We start from the raw sequence: 15243 nt of genomic DNA on the forward strand, positions 1-15243 counted from the left end.
GCCAACCCCCTGATCAACGGCGCACCCTCCCGGTCCGCTCACGGGGGACGGCTCAGGCCTCGGCGGTCTCCCGCGTCTCACCGAGCACGTGGAGCTGCGTGGCCACCGAGTGGAAGGCGGGCAGCTCGGCCGCCGCCTCCTCCAGCTTCAGCAGCGCCTCCAGCGCCCCGGGCTCGGTGTCCACCAGCACCCCGGGAACCAGGTCGGCGAAGACCCGCACCCCGTGCACGGCACCGACCCGAAGGCCCGCGCCCTCGACCAGCCCGGTGAGCTGCTCGGCGGTGAAGCGGCGCGGCACCGGGTCGCCCTGACCCCAGCGGCCGTCCGGGTCCTCCATGGCCTGCTTGGCCTCCTTGAAGTGGCCGGCGAGCGCCCGCGCCAGCACCGCGCCACCCAGTCCGGCGGCGAGCAGGCTGAGGACGCCCTCGGCACGCAGGGCGGCCACCGCGTTGCGGACGCCCTCGGCGGGGTCGTCGACGTACTCCAGGACGCCATGGCACAGCACGACGTCGTACCCGCCGCGCTCGGCCACATCGAAGAGGCCGTGGGCATCACCCTGGACGCCCCGCACCCGGTCGGCCACGTCGGCCTCTGCGGCGCGCCGCTCCAGGGCGAAGAGCGCGTTCGGGCTGGGGTCGACGACGGTGACGCGGTGGCCGAGCCGGGCGAGAGGCACCGCGAAGTTGCCGCTGCCGCCTCCGGTGTCGAGGACGTCCAGCACCTGGCGCCCCGTGGCCTTCACGCGGCGGTCCAGGGCATCCCGGAGGACTTCCCACACCACGGCTGTACGGAGGGCGGCGCGGGGGCGAGGGGTGCCGGAGCGCAGCGACGTCGTTTGAGGGTGGTGGTGGGAGACGGGCGGGCGCATCGGGTCCGACACGGCAGTTGACTCCTCGGCGCGGCACCGCCACTTGCACGGCGGAGCGATCGGGCTGCCTCCCCACCCCGGGTCACGGGAGCAGGAAGGCTTCAGGCGCCCTCCACCCTATTGCCTACGGCGGCCCGCCCGGCCATCGCGGTGCCGCTCGACGGGCCAGCACGGTGCCGCGCGACGGGCCATCACGGCACCGCCGACCGGCCATGGCCGTGCCGCGCGACGCCGCCCGACCCGCCGGCAAACAGCAAGGGCGGACAGCAGGGCGGTCAGCCCGCGTCCGGCATCTCCTCGCGCGCGTGACGAGAGCCGTCGGTTCCCTCCGCGTCGGTGTCCGGTCGCGGCTGGGGCAGGACCGGCTGGAGCACCAGCATCCGCTCGACGAGGCGCAGGAACATCGCCACGTCGCGTATCAGGTCGTCGGCGTCCCGGCGGCTGGCCGCGCCCTGGATGCCCGCCTCCGCCCGGGCGCGGCGCCGGGCGCCCGAGGCGAACAGCGCGCTCCACTCGGTGAGTTCGGGCGCTATCTCGGGGAGCACTTCCCAGGCGCTCCTGATGCGGGGCCGGCGCTTGGAGGTGGGCTCGGGGCGTCCGCGCGCGGCGAGCACGGCGGCGGCAGTGCGCAGGGCGGCGAGGTGGGCCGTGGCATAGCGCTCGTTCGGCGTTTCCAGGACGGCGGCCTCGTCCAGTCCGGCACGGGCCTGGGCGAGCAGGTCGAGGGCGGCGGGCGGGGCCGTGGCCCGGCGGAGCACGGGGTGCACGTCGCTCGCCGGGCCGGTCAGTGAGGGGGCAGGGCCGGTGGCGCGGCGCCGGCGGGCGGCTGCTGCGGGGTAGTTGGCCATGACGAACCTCCTGTCGTCTGTGTGACGGCACGCCCGATACGGGATGCCGTATGTGCCCATCGTGAGGTATGGCACTGACAATCCGTTCTGACCTGGTGTTTTGCATCGGTCGAGAGTTCGGACTAGCTTTTGCACTGACCAGTCAGTTCAAAAGAGGAGGGGCGGGATGGGGGGAACCGTGGCCGGAGTCGGCGTCACGGCCCTGGGCCTCGGCCTCGAAGGGCCCCGCGGATGGGCGTTCCGCGGGGTCTCCTTCGAGGCGGAGCCCGGCTCACTGATCACGATCGAAGGGCCGTCCGGCACCGGACGTACCTGTCTGCTGCTGGCCCTCACGGGCCGGATGAAGCCGACCGAGGGAACCGCCACCGTGGGCGCGGCCGGGCTGCCCAAGCGCATGGCGGCGGTACGGCGTATCAGCGCCCTGGCCCACGTTCCGGGTGTGACCGACCTGGACCCGGCCCTGACCGTCGCCGAGCACCTCCACGAACGGGCGCTGCTGCAGCGGCGGTTCGGCGACTCCTGGCGCGGGCTGCTGCGGCCGCGTGCCGAGCGGAGGACCGAGGCGCGGGCGCGGATCGACGCCGCGCTCACGGCCGCCGGGCTCGACCGGGACTCCCTGCCCAAGGGCTCCCGTACCGCCGTACGCGATCTGGAGCGTCTGGAGGCACTGCGACTGTCCATTGCGCTGGCCCTGATCGCGCGCCCGCGCGTGCTCGGTGTCGACGACACCGACCTCAAGCTCTCGGACGCCGAACGGGCCGAGGCCTGGGCGCTGTTGAAGTCGATCGCCGAGGCCGGGACCACGGTCGTGGCGGTGTGCAGCGAGGCCCCCGACGACACCGTCAAGGTGTCCACCGCGCCGACGGCCGACGGCCAGGAGACCGACGCGGCGTCAGCCGCCCCGGAAACCCCGGAAACCGACGGACCGGAAACCGACGGAAAGGAGGCCGCCGATGCGCTCACCGAGGCTGGCCGCGCTTGAGCTGAGGCGCTTCGGCCGGGGGAAGCTGCCGCGTGCCGCCCTGGTCGCGCTGCTGGTGCTCCCCCTGCTCTACGGCGCCCTGTACCTGTGGTCGTTCTGGGACCCGTACGGCCGTCTCGACCGCATCCCCGTGGCGCTGGTGAACGACGACAAGGGGGCGACCGCCGACGGGAAGAAGCTCTCGGCCGGCGACGACATCACCAAGGGGCTGCGCGAGAGCGACGTCTTCGACTGGCACGAGGTGAGTGCCGCCGAAGCCGAGAAGGGTGTCGAGAACGGCACCTACTACCTGTCGCTGACCATGCCGGCCGACTTCAGCGCGCGGATCGCCTCCAGCGCGGGCGACGCGCCGGAGACGGGCGCCCTTCAGGTGCGTACCAACGACGCGAACAACTACATCGTCGGGCAGATCTCTCGGACGGTCTTCAGCGAGGTGCGCGAGGCTGCGTCCACCAAGGCGTCGCGGTCGTTCCTGGACCGGATCTTCGTCTCGTTCTCCGACATCCATGGGGCGACGGTCAAGGCCGCGAACGGCGCCGACAAGCTCGAAGGCGGCATCGGCAAGGCGGAGAAGGGCTCCAAGGACCTCGCCGACGGGCTGAAGGACGCCAAGAAGGGCAGCGGCAAGCTGTCCACGGGCCTGAAGAGGCTCAACGAGGGCGCGGGTGACCTGGAGAGCGGCTCCAAGCAGGTCGCCGAGGGCACGCAGACGCTCGCCGACCGGGTCAACGGAGTCGACAAGAAGATCGGCCCGTTCCTCCAGGACAACGAGAAGACCATCGGGGACACCGCCCGGCTCGTCGCCGACACCTCGGGCGCGATCCGCGACAACCTCGACGACCTGGTGGAGCACGCTCCTGGCGCCGCCAAGGGCGCCCATGCCGCCTCCGACGTGCTGAACGCGGTCTACAAGGCGCGCTGCGAGGACGCCGTACTGCCCGACCCGGCCTGCCCCGACCTGAAGAAGGCGAAGGCGTCGGCCGCGGACGTGGCGACGATCGCCGACGACCTCAACACACTGATCGCCGACCACGACGGGGACCTGAAGAAGCTCGACAAGAACCTCGCCACCCTCCAGAAGCAGTCCCAGGCGCTCGCCGACCGCGCGCCCCGCCTCTCCGAGGACCTCGACGACGCCGTCACCAGGATCAACAAGCTGAACCAGGGAGCCGCGAAGGTCGCCGCGGGCGCCAAGAAGCTGCACTCCGGCCTCGGCACGGCCAGGACCGGCGCGGCGAATCTGGACGCCGGCGTGGGTGAGCTGAAGACCGGCGCGTACGACCTCAACGGCGGCATCTACAAGCTCGTCGACGGCTCCGGGAAGCTCTCGGACGGGCTGCACGACGGCGCGGAGCAGATCCCCGACTACGACAAGAAGGCCCGCGACCAGCGCACCGAGGTCATGTCCGACCCGGTCCAGCTCGTCTCCCGGGACATGCACAAGGCGCCCAACTACGGCACCGGTTTCGCCCCGTACTTCATCCCGCTGTCCCTGTGGGTGGGCGCGATGGTGGCGTACATGCTGATCACGCCGATGAACCGGCGCGCGCTCGCCGCGGGCGCCTCGGCATGGCGGATCGCGCTGGCCGGCTGGCTGTCCGTGGTGGCGATCGGGGTGCTGCAGACGGTGGCCCTGATGTCGGTTCTGCACTGGGCGGTCGGGCTGGAGATGGTGCGGGCGGCCGGGACGGTGGGCTTCCTGTTCCTGGTGACGGCGTGCTTCGCGGCGATCGTGCAGTGGCTGAACGCACGCTTCGGAGCGGCGGGGCGGATCCTCGTCCTGGCCCTGCTGATGCTGCAGTTGACGTCCGCGGGCGGCACGTACCCCGTACAGACCAGCCCGGGCTTCTTCAACGCGCTCCACCCCTTCCTGCCGATGAGCTACGTCGTGGAGGCGCTCAGGAGGCTCATCACGGGCGGCAGTCTGGAACCGGTGTGGCACGCGTGCGTGGTGCTCGTCGCGTTCACCGCGGCCGCCCTCGCGCTGACGGCGCTGTCGGCCCGTCGCCGACAGGTGTGGACGCTCGACCGGCTGCACCCGGAGCTGAGCCTGTGAGCGCGCGCGGCACAATCAGGGCCATGGAAAGCAGCAACGCCGCGTCGGGCGGCAGCACGCGCCGTGAGGCCACCCGGCAGAAGCTCTACGAGGCGGCCGTCACCCTCATCGCCGAACAGGGCTTCTCCGCCACCACGGTTGACGAGATCGCCGAGCGGGCCGGGGTGGCGAAGGGCACGGTGTACTACAACTTCGCCAGCAAGTCGGTCCTCTTCGAGGAGCTGCTGCGCCACGGAGTGGGACTCCTCACCGCCTCCCTGCGGGAAGCGGCCGAGCAGACCGAACGCGAGGGCGGCAGCAAGGTGGACGCCCTGGACGCGATGGTCCGCGCGGGCCTCGTCTTCATCGACCGCTACCCGTCCTTCACCCAGCTCTACGTCGCCGAGCTGTGGCGTACGAACCGGGCCTGGCAGTCCACGCTCATGGTGGTCCGGCAGCAGGCCGTGGCGGTCGTCGAGGGCGTGCTGCGCGACGGCGTGGCGAACGGCGAGTTCAGCGAGGAGATCGACGTCGCGCTGACCGCCTCCGCCCTGGTCGGCATGGTCCTGGTGGCCGCGCTGGACTGGAAGTCCTTCCAGCCGGAACGCTCCCTGGACGACGTGCACGCGGCGCTGTCCCGGCTGTTGCAGGGCAGGGTGAGCGGCCGGCGCTGAAGGGGCAGCGCCACGCACACCGCGGCGTCAGGCACATACATCGGGCACATACGTCGGGCGCACACGAAAGCGCCGGTCCGAAAGTGGCCGCGTCCCCCGCGGGCCACTCTCGAACCGGCGCCTTCTCGTGCTCCCCCGTTCCCCCGTTCTTTCCTTCCCCCGTACTCCCCCGTACTCCCCCGTGCCCCCCGTCGGACCCCCGTTCGGTCGTTCCCCCGGGTCCCCCGGTCTCGCTCCCGCCGACGCCGGGCCGGCGGAAGGAGCGGATCCGGGGTCGCTCCGTTCCGGCGCCCCGTGTCGCCGGTGCCGGAGCCGATCCCCTTCTCCGTGCCTCCACTCTCTCGTTCACGCAGGTCGCGGCCCATCCGCGTCCGTACTCATCTCACCGGCTAGGTACGCGTACTCAGAGCTGCGCACTCACCCCCAGGACGCTCCGTTGCCGACTGGTTACGATCGCCTCCGTGTCGATACTCCCTTTGGTGTTCACCAGCGGCTGGGCCAGCGGCGTCAACGCCTACGCCGTGGTGCTGTTGCTCGGCGTCTTCGGCGCCACCGGCGTGAGTGACGAGGTGCCCGAGGCGCTGCAGCGACCCGATGTCCTGATAGCCGCCGGCGTGCTGTTCGTCTGCGAGGCCGTCGCCGACAAGATTCCGTACGTGGACTCGGCCTGGGATTCCGTGCACACCGTGATCCGGCCGGTCGCGGGGGCGGTCGTCGCCGCGCTGCTCGCCGGTCAGAGCGGGTCGCTGCCCGAGCTGGCGGCGGGCGCGGTCGGCGGTTCCACGGCACTGGTGAGCCACCTGGTCAAGGCCGGGACGCGGATGGCGGTCAACACCTCGCCCGAGCCGTTCAGCAACGTCGTGGTGAGCCTCGCCGAGGATCTCGGGGTCGGGGCCCTGATCAGCCTCGCGATCTTCTACCCCGCCGCCGCGGCGGTCGTCGCGGGCGCCCTGCTGCTGGCCGGAGTGCTGCTGCTCTTCTTCCTGGTCTCCCGGATCCGCCGCTTCCGGCGCCGCAGGGCCGAGCGCCGGGCGGAGAAACGGCTCGCACAAGCGGTGGGGCAGCGGCCCGGCTGAGCTCCGCCCGACCGCCGAGGCCCAGATCCGCGAGCCGTTGTCAGTGGTGGCCGATAAAGTCCCACGCATGGCACGGATTGCGGTGATCGGCGCCGGGATGGGCGCGATGGCGGCCGCTGCCCGGCTGGCCGTCGCGGGCCACCGGGTGGCGGTGTACGAGCGTACGGAGACGTACGGCGGAGCGGTGCGCCGCTTCGAGCGCGACGGCTTCGGCTTCGACACGGGGCCCGGGCTGCTCCCGCTTCCGGCCGTGTACCGAGACCTGTTCATCAAGACCGGCAAGGAGCCGCTGGAGGCGTGCGTCGAGCTGGTCCAGGTCGACCCGTCCGCGCGACACGTCTTCGCCGACGGCACCGAGGTCCGGCTGCCGAACGCCTCGCGCGCGGGCGTGGTGGCCGCCCTGGACGAGGCGCTGGGGGCCGGGACCGGCGACCGCTGGGGCGACTTCCTCGTCCGGGCACGCGAGGCCTGGGACCGGACGCGCAGGCCACTGCTGGAGGAGCCGCTGTGGCCGAACTGGCAGGTGCTGGCCGAGCGGGAGCCCTATCCGGCGGTCCCCCACAAGCGACTCCTGCGCACGCGCCGGGCCGGCACACTCGCCGAGGTCGGCGCGTGGGAGCTGCGCGATCCCCGGCTCATCGCCCTGCTGGAGAGCCACGCGCTCGCGTACGGCCTGGACCCGCGCGAGACCCCGGCGAGCGCGGCGGTGCTGCCCTACCTGGAGCACGCCTTCGGGACTTGGTATGTGCGGGGCGGCATACGGGAGTTGGCGCGGGCGGTGTACGAGCGGTGCGTGGCCCGGAAGGTCGAGTTCGGCTTCGGCGCCGAGGTGGTCGGGGTCCTGGAGAAGGACGGCCGGGCGGCGGGGCTGGAGCTGGCCGACGGGTCGGTGACGGAGGCCGACATGGTCGTCGGCACCGGACCGTGGCGCCTGAGCGACCTGGTGCGCGGCCGTGAGCTGTACGAGGCGGAGGAGGTCGGCTCCAACCCCGAGGGCATGTGTCCGGGCCGGATCGTGGTCTGTCTGGCGTTGCGCGGCGCGCGCGAGGCGGGCACCGCGCACCGCACGGTGGTGCACGCCCCGGACCGGCAGGCCGAGTTGGACGCCTTCGGGCTCGGTGAGCCGCCCACCGACCCCACGGTCCGCATCGACCGCCCGGACGATGCGGCACTGCGCCCCGACGACGGGCACGAGTCCGTGGTCCTCACGGCCACGGTGCCGTCACAGACGCTGTACGACTGGACCGCGGCCGGTGCCGCCGACGCCTTCGCGGACCGGATGGTGACGGCCGCCGAGCGGGCGATACCCGGACTGCGTGAGCGGACGCTGTGGCGCGAGGTCCGTACGCCGGTGGACACCCGGCGGGAGACGGGAGCCGAGGGCGGCGGCGTACCGGCGCCGGCGCTGGCAGCAGCGGAGGGGACCTTCCTGCGCCCCTCCAACAGCACCCGCATACCCGGCTTGTTCACGGTCGGCGGCTGGTCCCATCCGGGCGGCGGGCTCCCCCACGCCGGTATGTCGGGCGCGCTGGTGGCCGGCCTGATCGTGGAGGGGCCGGAGTTCCGGGGCTCGCAGTGAGGCCCGCGTAGGGCGCCTCGCGAGGGACGCCGCGCGGGCTGTCAGAAGCGGTACTGCTCGTCGTACCCGTGCCCCTGGCCCTGCTGCTGACCGTCGCCCTGGTACGGGTACTGCTGCTCCGGCGGGAGCTCACCGCCGTACGGCTCGTCGGTGCGCTGCTGCGGGACCCAGACGCCGCCGGGCGGGGTCGTCTCGCCGTAGGTGCCGGTGGCGTACTGGTCCTGGCCGTAGCCCTGCTGGCCGTACTGCTGCTGGCCATAGGCGTCGTACGAGGTGTCGCCGTAGGTCTGCGCACCGATGTACGGGTCGGAGTAGGCGGTGTACTGCTGCTGGCCGGTGGCGTCGTAGCCGTACTGCTGCTCGTCGTAGCCGGAGTAGCCGTCGTAGGCATAGCTCTGGTCGGCCGTCGCGTACTGGTCCTGGGGCTGCCCCGCGGACGCATAGTGCTGGTCGGCCGCGGCATGGGCGGCGTCGCTGTATATGCCGTACGAGCCGGTGTCCTCGGGCAGGGGCTGCGGCTCGTAGACGCCGCTCGGGTCGGCGGCCGCGGGCCGATTCTGGCGCGAGGGGGTGAAGACGTCGTCGCGGTCGTAGTCGTCCTGGCCGTAACCGGCGTCGTCCTGGCCGTACTTGGCGTCGTCGTGACCGTACGTGCTGTCGTGACCGGGGAAAGCGCCCTCGGTCGCCTCGAGGTCGGAGACCTCCAGGGTCGGCTCCTGTCGGTCCGGCCGGCCACGGCGGCGCTTGACTGCGGCCAGGGGCCCCAGGGCCGGTGCGGAGACCGCCCAGCCGGCCGAGAAGCCGCGGCGGAACGACAGGGTGACGTAGGTCTGGCCGACCGCGAACGCGGCCGCACCCAGCCCGATGACGACGACGGAGGGGATCAGCACCCCGACCACGACGCCGAGGAAGCCGACGAAGGCGAGCAGTCGCCAGCGCAGACGTGCCTTGTACTGCAGCAGCACCTCGCCCAGCAGCCACAGCGCGACGACGCCGAACGCGATGTAGAGGACCGTCCAGCCCATGTACGCCCCTCTCCCAGTGGCCGCCTACGCAGTGTGACGTATTCCGGTACGGCCGGTCTAGGCCTGCGGTGGGTGGTGCAGCCCCAGGTTTTCGTAGATTTCCAGGGTCGCCGTGGAGTTGTTGAGCGTGATGAAGTGCAGTCCGGGCACTCCCTCGGCCAGCAGCCGCGCGCAGAACTCCGTGGCGAACTCGATTCCGATCGAGCGTACAGCGGTCGGATCGTCTTTTGCTGTGAGGATCCGCTCTTTCAGGGCGTCCGGGAAGGCTGCGTTGGTGAGCGAAGGGATCCGATCCAGCGTCCGTACGCTGGCGATCGGCATGATCTCCGGGATGATCGGGGTGTCGCAGCCGGCGGCCGAGACTCGGTCACGCAAGCGCAGGTAGTCCTCCGGTTCGAAGAACATCTGCGTGATCGCGTAGTCCGCGCCCGCACGGCACTTGTCGACGAAGTGACGTACGTCGGCCTCCCAGTCGTCGGAGCGCGGGTGCATCGCGGGGAAGGCCGCGACGCCGACGCAGAAATCGCCGGACGCCTTGATCAGTTCGACGAGTTCGGCGGCATAGGCGAGGCCCTGGGGGTGCGGCACCCACTCGCCCAGCGGGTCGCCGGGCGGGTCACCGCGCAGCGCCAGCATGTTGCGGATGCCCGCGTCGGCGTACTGCCCGATGATGTTGCGCAGGTCGGCCACCGAGTGGTCGACCGCGGTGAGGTGCGCGATCGGTGTGAGCGTGGTGTCCGAGGCGATCGCCTCGGTCGCCTTGACCGTGCCCGCGCGGGTGGAACCGCCCGCGCCGTAGGTCACGGAGACGAAGTCGGGTCCGACGGCCTCGACCCGGCGCAGCGCGTTCCACAGGTTCCGCTCGCCCTTCGGGGTCTTGGGGGCGTAGAACTCGAACGAATACGTCGTCTTGCCGGTCGCGAGCATCTCGCGCACGGTACGAGCGTGGTCCGACCTGATGGATGCGGTGCCGAGGGCCATACTCGCAGGTTAGCCAGGGGTTCCCGGTCTCCCAACCGAATGCCGGACATCTGCCCGATTTGTCGGGTTGTTGTCCACTCTTTGGACAACATGGGCCATCAAAAAGCCCCGCGGCGGGCCAGACAGAGCCCCGAGACCGGGGATCGCAGACCAACTGTCCACTGGCTGAGACAGGGCGGGTCCGATCTGAGACGCCGCACTACGAAGGACCGGCCAGCCGGCAGGCCCCGCCCCGGCATCTCCCGCAGCCGCCACCTACCCCTGCCGCAGCCGCTTCGCGAACTCCGCCGCTGCCGCGCCCGGGTCGCCCGCCTCCGTGATCGCCCGTACGACGACGACGCGGCGGGCGCCGGCCTCCAGCACCTCGTCGAGGTTGCCGAGGTCGATACCGCCGATGGCGAACCAGGGACGGTCGGTGCCGAGGGCGGCGGTGTGCCGGACCAGGTCGAGGCCGGGGGCGTGGCGGCCGGGCTTGGTGGGGGTGGGCCAGCAGGGGCCGGTGCAGAAGTAGTCCACGCCCTCCTGGACGGCGGCCGCCGTGGCCTCGGACTCGGAGTGCGTGGAGCGGCCGACGAGGACGTCGTCGCCGAGAATCGCGCGGGCGGCCGGAACCGGGAGGTCGCCCTGGCCGAGGTGCAGGACGTCGGCGCCGGCGGCGTGGGCGACGTCGGCACGGTCGTTGACCGCGAGGAGCTTGCCGTGCCGGGCGCAGGCCTCGGCGAAGACCTTCAGGTGCTCCAGTTCCTCGGCCGCCTCCATGCCCTTGTCGCGCAGCTGCACGATGTCGACGCCGCCGGCCAGGACGGCGTCCAGGAACTCCGGGAGGTCGCCCCGCTGCTTGCGGGCGTCCGTGCAGAGGTAGAGCCGGGCGTCGGCGAGCTGGGCACGGGCGGTGCCTGCGGTGGCGGTGTCGGACATACGGTGCCCCCTGTTGATCGGGTTGGCGGGCGGACTTCGGGCTGGTGCCGGACGGTGGCACGGTAGCCGGAGCGTGGCGCCGCGTCGCGGGCCGGTGCTGGTCGGTGACTCTTGGTACGGGTGGGGCGGTGCCCCGCGGCAGGCCGGATGGGTCCGGAGCCGGACGGGGTATGGCGCCCTGGCACTGCCCGGGCGTGTGCCCCAACCCCCGCGAGGGCACATTGCCGCGTGTGGCGGCGACGCCGGTCCCGCACCCGACGTGGCAGCCCACCGGACCTGGACGGCATGCGCCTGACTGCCCATGCCGCGGGTGGGTGTGGCCCCCGCCCCAGACGTGGAGGTGGGCCCGGCGCACGGTCACGGGGCGGCCTGGCTGGTGTCTGGATGCCCTGTCCGATGCCTCATGCCTGTGCAGGGAGCGGGGTGGTGTCACGTGCCCGGTCGTCAGCCGGACGGCCGTGGCCCAACCCCTGCGACCGCGCGACGGCCGGCGCGTGCGCACGCCACTCACCACACACTCCGGGCCCCGGCCCTGGCTCCCTGCGGGCCGCAGTCAACCGCGACCGCGGCCCGCAGGAGCCCGGTCCATGCACCGGACGATGTTCGGAGTGGGGCGTTCGGATCAGGGCGTTCGGTTCAGACGGCGAGCGCCTGGGCGCGGCGCTTCACCTCCGTGCCGCGATTCTCGCTGAGGGCCTGCGCGGGGGTGCCGGGCAGGCTCTCGTCGGGGGTGAAGAGCCACTCCAGCATCTCTTCGTCCGTGAAGCCGTCGTCCCGCAGGAGCGTCAGGGTCCCGGACAGGCCCTTGACGACCTTCTGCTCGGCCCCGTCGATGAAGGCGGCGGGGACGTGCAGTGCGCGGTTCTCACCACGGCGTACGGCGATGAGCTGGCCGTCCTTGACCAGCTGCCGGACGCGGGTCACCTCGACATCGAGCATTTCTGCGATGTCGGGCAGGGTGAGCCAGGCGGGGACGAGAGCATCGATCTTTGCGTCAATCTCGGTCACGGAAACAAGCCTGCCATCTGCCACTGACAGTCGGAAGTCAGGCCCGTCCGACCAGGGCCTACGCCCCGCTCTCGGCCCTACGCCGTCGCCGCCTTCATCGGGCGCGCCGGGTCCCCCAGCAGCGCCGGATCCATCGGCGTACCCGCCTCGATCAGCCGCCGCCCCTGTGCCAGGTCCCTCGGTCGGCCGACCGCCAGCAGGGCGACCAGGCGGTCGTCCTTCAGCCAGCAGACCGTCCAGGCCGGGCCCGACGGGTCGCCGCGCCACAGGGTCGTGTCGGCGGCGGCGTGGTGGCCGGCGTACTGGACGAAGCGGCCGAACTGCTCGGACCAGAAGTACGGCACGGGGTCGTAGACCGCCGGGGGCTCACCGGTGGCCTCACCGAGGATGTTGGCGGCGACCGTACGCGGGCCCTGGAGGGCGTTGTCCCAGTGGTGGACCAGGAGGCGCTCGCCATACCGTGCCGAGGGGAAGGAGGCGCAGTCGCCGACCGCGTAGACGTCCGCTACGGAGGTGCGCAGGTGGTCGTCGGCCACGACGTCGCCGTGCGCGCCCAGCTCGATGCCCGAGCCCGCCAGCCAGGCCGTGGCGGGCCGCGCCCCGATGCCGACCACGACGGCGCCCGCGGGCAGCCGGGAGCCGTCGTCGAGGATCACCGCGCCGGGCTCGACGCGCTCCACGCGCGCGTGCGTGCGCAGCACCGCCCCGCTGTCCTCGTACCAGGCGGTCATCGGAGCGGCCACCTCGGCGGGCAGCGCACCCGCGAGCGGCCGGTCGGCGGCCTCCACGACCGTCACCGCGCAGCCCGCCTCGCGCGCGGCCGTGGCGAACTCCGCGCCGATCCAGCCCGCCCCGACGACCACGATGTCGTGCTGCCGGGCGAGCACCGGCCGCAGCCGCTCGGCGTCGTCCAGGGTGCGCAGCAGATGCACGCCGGGGACGCCCTCCGCGCCCGGCAGCCGGATCGGTTCGGCGCCGGTGGCGAGCACGAGGACGTCGTACGGGACGGGCCCGGCCTCGGTGTCCAGTTCGTGGTCGGCGGTGCGCACGCCCAGTACCTCGCGCCCCAGCCGCAGTTCGATGCCGAGCGCCTCGAAGTCGACGTCGAAGGCGGAGCCCTCGGCCTTGCCGAGCAGCACGGCCTTGGACAGGGGCGGCCGGTCGTACGGCTGGTGAGGCTCGGCGCCGATCAGCGTGACGGTGCCGGTGAAGCCCTGTTCGCGCAGGGCGACCGCGGTCTGCACCCCCGCCATGCCCGCGCCGGCGACGACCACGCGCCGCGCCTGTGACGTGCCCCGTTGCTGCGTCTGCTCGCTCACCTGATCACCATAGACAACTGACTGTTCGTCAGTCAGGGGGCGTGCTCAGTGACCTGCTCCACAACGCTCGTCCCCTGGCCGGCCTGCGACTCCCACTCCCAGCTCTCCTCCAGGCGCACCCGCCCGTCGGCCAGCTCGACCACCGTGGACACACAGTGGCCCGACGACGTCGCCCCGTCCCGCTTGAGCTGCACGTACCGAAAGTCCAGCCGGTCGCCTTCGCGGCCGCCCACGAGATACCCGCGTACGACATCGCCGCCCGCGTACTCGGCCCAGATCTTGCCGTCCTTCTCGTGGTACGTGAACCGGGTACGCGTGCCCACCTGACCTGGGGCTTGGTCCGCGACGGGGGCGAGGACGAGACCGTCGAGCGAGCGGGCCATGGGCACGGGCTCCCTTACTGAGACATGTGGCGGCGGGCTAGGGTGGCCAACGTAGAGCACTCGCGGGAGCCCGGACGCACCGGGCTGAGAGGGAGGCTGGCGGCCTCCGACCGTACGAACCTGATCCGGGTCATGCCGGCGAAGGGAGGGGCTGGACGCCCATGTCGCGTACGCGAACGTCAGACGTCCTTGTCATCGGGGGCGGCATCATCGGCCTGGTCACGGCGTGGCGGGCCGCGCAGCGCGGGTTCACGACGGCCGTCGTGGACCCCGAGCCGGGCGGCGGCGCCGCCCAGGTGGCGGCGGGAATGCTGGCCGCCGTCACGGAACTGCACCACGGCGAGCAGACCCTGCTCGGCCTGAACCTCGCCTCGGCCCGCCGCTACCCGGACTTCGCGGCCGAGCTCACCGACCTCACCGGCCATGACCTCGGCTACCGCCAGTGCGGCACGCTCGCGGTCGCGCTGGACTCCGACGACCGCGCCCACCTGCGCGAACTGCACACGCTGCAACGCCAGTCCGGGCTGGACTCGGAGTGGCTCTCGGGGCGGGAGTGCCGGCGCCTGGAGCCGATGCTCGCGCCGGGCGTGCGCGGGGGCCTGCGCGTGGACGGCGACCACCAGATCGATCCGCGGCGGCTGGCCGGGGCGCTGGTGGCCGCGTGCGAGCGGGCCGGTGTGGTCTTCCACCGGACGTGGGCCGAGCGCTTCGACGTCGTACGGGACCGGGCGGCCGGGGTCACCACGCCGGACGGCACCGAGCTGCGCGCGGGCCAGGTCGTCCTCGCGGCCGGCAGCCTCAGCGGGCGGCTGCCCGGGGTCCCCGACGACGTACTGCCGCCGGTGCGCCCGGTGAAGGGGCAGGTGCTGCGGCTGACCGTGCCGAAGCGGTACGCGCCGTTCCTGAGCCGGACCGTGCGGGCCGTGGTGCGCGGCAGCCAGGTGTATCTGGTGCCGCGCGCGAGCGGGGAGCTGGTCGTCGGGGCGACGAGCGAGGAGCTGGGCTGGGACACGACGGTGACCGCGGGCGGGGTGTACGAACTGCTGCGCGACGCCCACGAGTTGGTACCGGGCATCACGGAACTGCCGCTCACGGAGACCCGCGCGGGCCTGCGCCCCGGCTCCCCCGACAACGCGCCGCTGCTCGGCCCGACCGAACTGGAGGGCCTGCTGCTGGCCACCGGGCACTACCGCAACGGCGTGCTGCTCACGCCGGTCACCGGCGACGCCCTGGCGCACGCCCTGACCACCGGTGAACTCCCGGACGAGGCCCGCCCGTTCACGCCCAGGCGCTTCAGCGCCGCCGCACTCACGGAGCAGCCCGCATGAACCTCCCCGTCACCCCGGTCACCATCTCGGTCAACGGCGAGCGTCGGCAGATCGAGCCCGGCACGGCTCTCGACACGCTCGTGCAGTCCCTCACCGCGGCGCCCTCCGGAGTGGCCGCCGCCCTCAACGAAACCGTCGTACCGCGCGCGCAGTGGCCGTCGACGTCCCTCTCCGAGGGCGATCGCGTCGAGGTCCTCACCGCCGTCCAAGGAGGCTGAA

General features: G+C 72.5%; 15 protein-coding genes and 1 riboswitch. Of the genes, 7 read left to right on the forward strand and 8 right to left on the reverse strand.

Features of this window, described 5'->3' with window-relative positions; genetic code table 11:
• Positions 1-52 precede the first annotated feature (52 nt).
• Both ACIREI_RS04480 and ACIREI_RS04485 read right to left on the reverse strand, forming a co-directional pair.
• A complete protein-coding gene (locus ACIREI_RS04480; RefSeq protein WP_403327264.1) occupies positions 53-880 on the reverse strand; it encodes a methyltransferase in 828 nt (275 codons plus the stop codon).
• Between the two features lie 263 nt (positions 881-1143).
• Entirely contained in the window at positions 1144-1716 is a 573-nt protein-coding gene (locus ACIREI_RS04485) for an SAV_6107 family HEPN domain-containing protein (protein WP_403327266.1), read from the reverse strand.
• Positions 1717-1882: 166 nt separating this feature from the next.
• On the opposite strand from ACIREI_RS04485, the gene ACIREI_RS04490 reads away from it, so the two are divergent.
• The 5 genes from ACIREI_RS04490 to ACIREI_RS04510 all read left to right on the forward strand — a co-directional run bounded on the left by ACIREI_RS04490 (position 1883) and on the right by ACIREI_RS04510 (position 8062).
• Positions 1883-2698 (forward strand): ATP-binding cassette domain-containing protein, encoded by an 816-nt coding sequence (locus tag ACIREI_RS04490; protein WP_403327268.1) that lies wholly within the window; start codon positions 1883-1885, stop codon positions 2696-2698.
• Positions 2670-4754 carry a YhgE/Pip family protein gene (locus ACIREI_RS04495; RefSeq protein WP_403327270.1) on the forward strand — a complete coding sequence of 695 codons (2085 nt, stop codon included), beginning with the start codon at positions 2670-2672 and terminating at the stop codon, positions 4752-4754. Before ACIREI_RS04490 ends, ACIREI_RS04495 begins: the two co-directional genes overlap by 29 nt.
• A 23-nt stretch (positions 4755-4777) precedes the next feature.
• Positions 4778-5407, forward strand: coding sequence for a TetR/AcrR family transcriptional regulator (locus ACIREI_RS04500; RefSeq protein WP_403327272.1), 630 nt, complete (start codon positions 4778-4780; stop codon positions 5405-5407).
• Positions 5408-5868: 461 nt separating this feature from the next.
• Complete coding sequence (locus ACIREI_RS04505; protein ID WP_403327274.1) at positions 5869-6483, forward strand: DUF4126 domain-containing protein; 615 nt, start codon at positions 5869-5871, stop codon at positions 6481-6483.
• Between the two features lie 67 nt (positions 6484-6550).
• The gene (locus ACIREI_RS04510) at positions 6551-8062 is read left to right on the forward strand and encodes a phytoene desaturase family protein (protein WP_403327276.1); all 1512 of its coding nucleotides are present in this window, start codon (positions 6551-6553) and stop codon (positions 8060-8062) included.
• A 41-nt stretch (positions 8063-8103) separates the two neighbouring features.
• On the opposite strand, the gene ACIREI_RS04515 is transcribed toward ACIREI_RS04510, so the two are convergent.
• The 6 genes from ACIREI_RS04515 to ACIREI_RS04540 form a co-directional block, all read right to left on the reverse strand.
• Positions 8104-9087: a hypothetical protein gene (locus ACIREI_RS04515; RefSeq protein ID WP_403327278.1), complete on the reverse strand. Its 984-nt coding sequence runs from the start codon at positions 9085-9087 to the stop codon at positions 8104-8106.
• A 57-nt stretch (positions 9088-9144) separates the two neighbouring features.
• Complete coding sequence (gene metF, locus ACIREI_RS04520; protein WP_403327280.1) at positions 9145-10068, reverse strand: methylenetetrahydrofolate reductase [NAD(P)H]; 924 nt, start codon at positions 10066-10068, stop codon at positions 9145-9147.
• A 255-nt stretch (positions 10069-10323) separates the two neighbouring features.
• Positions 10324-10986 (reverse strand): thiamine phosphate synthase, encoded by a 663-nt coding sequence (gene thiE, locus ACIREI_RS04525; RefSeq protein ID WP_403327282.1) that lies wholly within the window; start codon positions 10984-10986, stop codon positions 10324-10326.
• A 636-nt stretch (positions 10987-11622) separates the two neighbouring features.
• Positions 11623-11994, reverse strand: a complete 372-nt coding sequence (locus ACIREI_RS04530) for an Rv2175c family DNA-binding protein (RefSeq protein WP_058925820.1) — start codon at positions 11992-11994, stop codon at positions 11623-11625.
• A 77-nt stretch (positions 11995-12071) separates the two neighbouring features.
• Positions 12072-13313, reverse strand: coding sequence for an NAD(P)/FAD-dependent oxidoreductase (locus ACIREI_RS04535; RefSeq protein ID WP_403327284.1), 1242 nt, complete (start codon positions 13311-13313; stop codon positions 12072-12074).
• A gap of 32 nt (positions 13314-13345) precedes the next feature.
• A complete protein-coding gene (locus ACIREI_RS04540) occupies positions 13346-13696 on the reverse strand; it encodes a hypothetical protein (protein WP_403327286.1) in 351 nt (116 codons plus the stop codon).
• 52 nt (positions 13697-13748) lie between these two features.
• Positions 13749-13860: riboswitch (TPP riboswitch) on the forward strand.
• Between ACIREI_RS04540 and thiO the strand changes: the two genes are divergently transcribed.
• Positions 13858-15024 (forward strand): glycine oxidase ThiO, encoded by a 1167-nt coding sequence (thiO, locus tag ACIREI_RS04545; RefSeq protein WP_403327288.1) that lies wholly within the window; start codon positions 13858-13860, stop codon positions 15022-15024. It overlaps the preceding riboswitch by 3 nt.
• Complete coding sequence (gene thiS, locus ACIREI_RS04550) at positions 15021-15242, forward strand: sulfur carrier protein ThiS (protein WP_403327290.1); 222 nt, start codon at positions 15021-15023, stop codon at positions 15240-15242. The genes thiO and thiS overlap by 4 nt, the downstream gene beginning before the upstream one ends.
• Position 15243: the final 1 nt, after the last annotated feature.

The sequence above is a fragment of the Streptomyces sp. NPDC093591 genome, assembly GCF_044764885.1.
Taxonomy (GTDB): Bacteria; Actinomycetota; Actinomycetes; order Streptomycetales; family Streptomycetaceae; genus Streptomyces.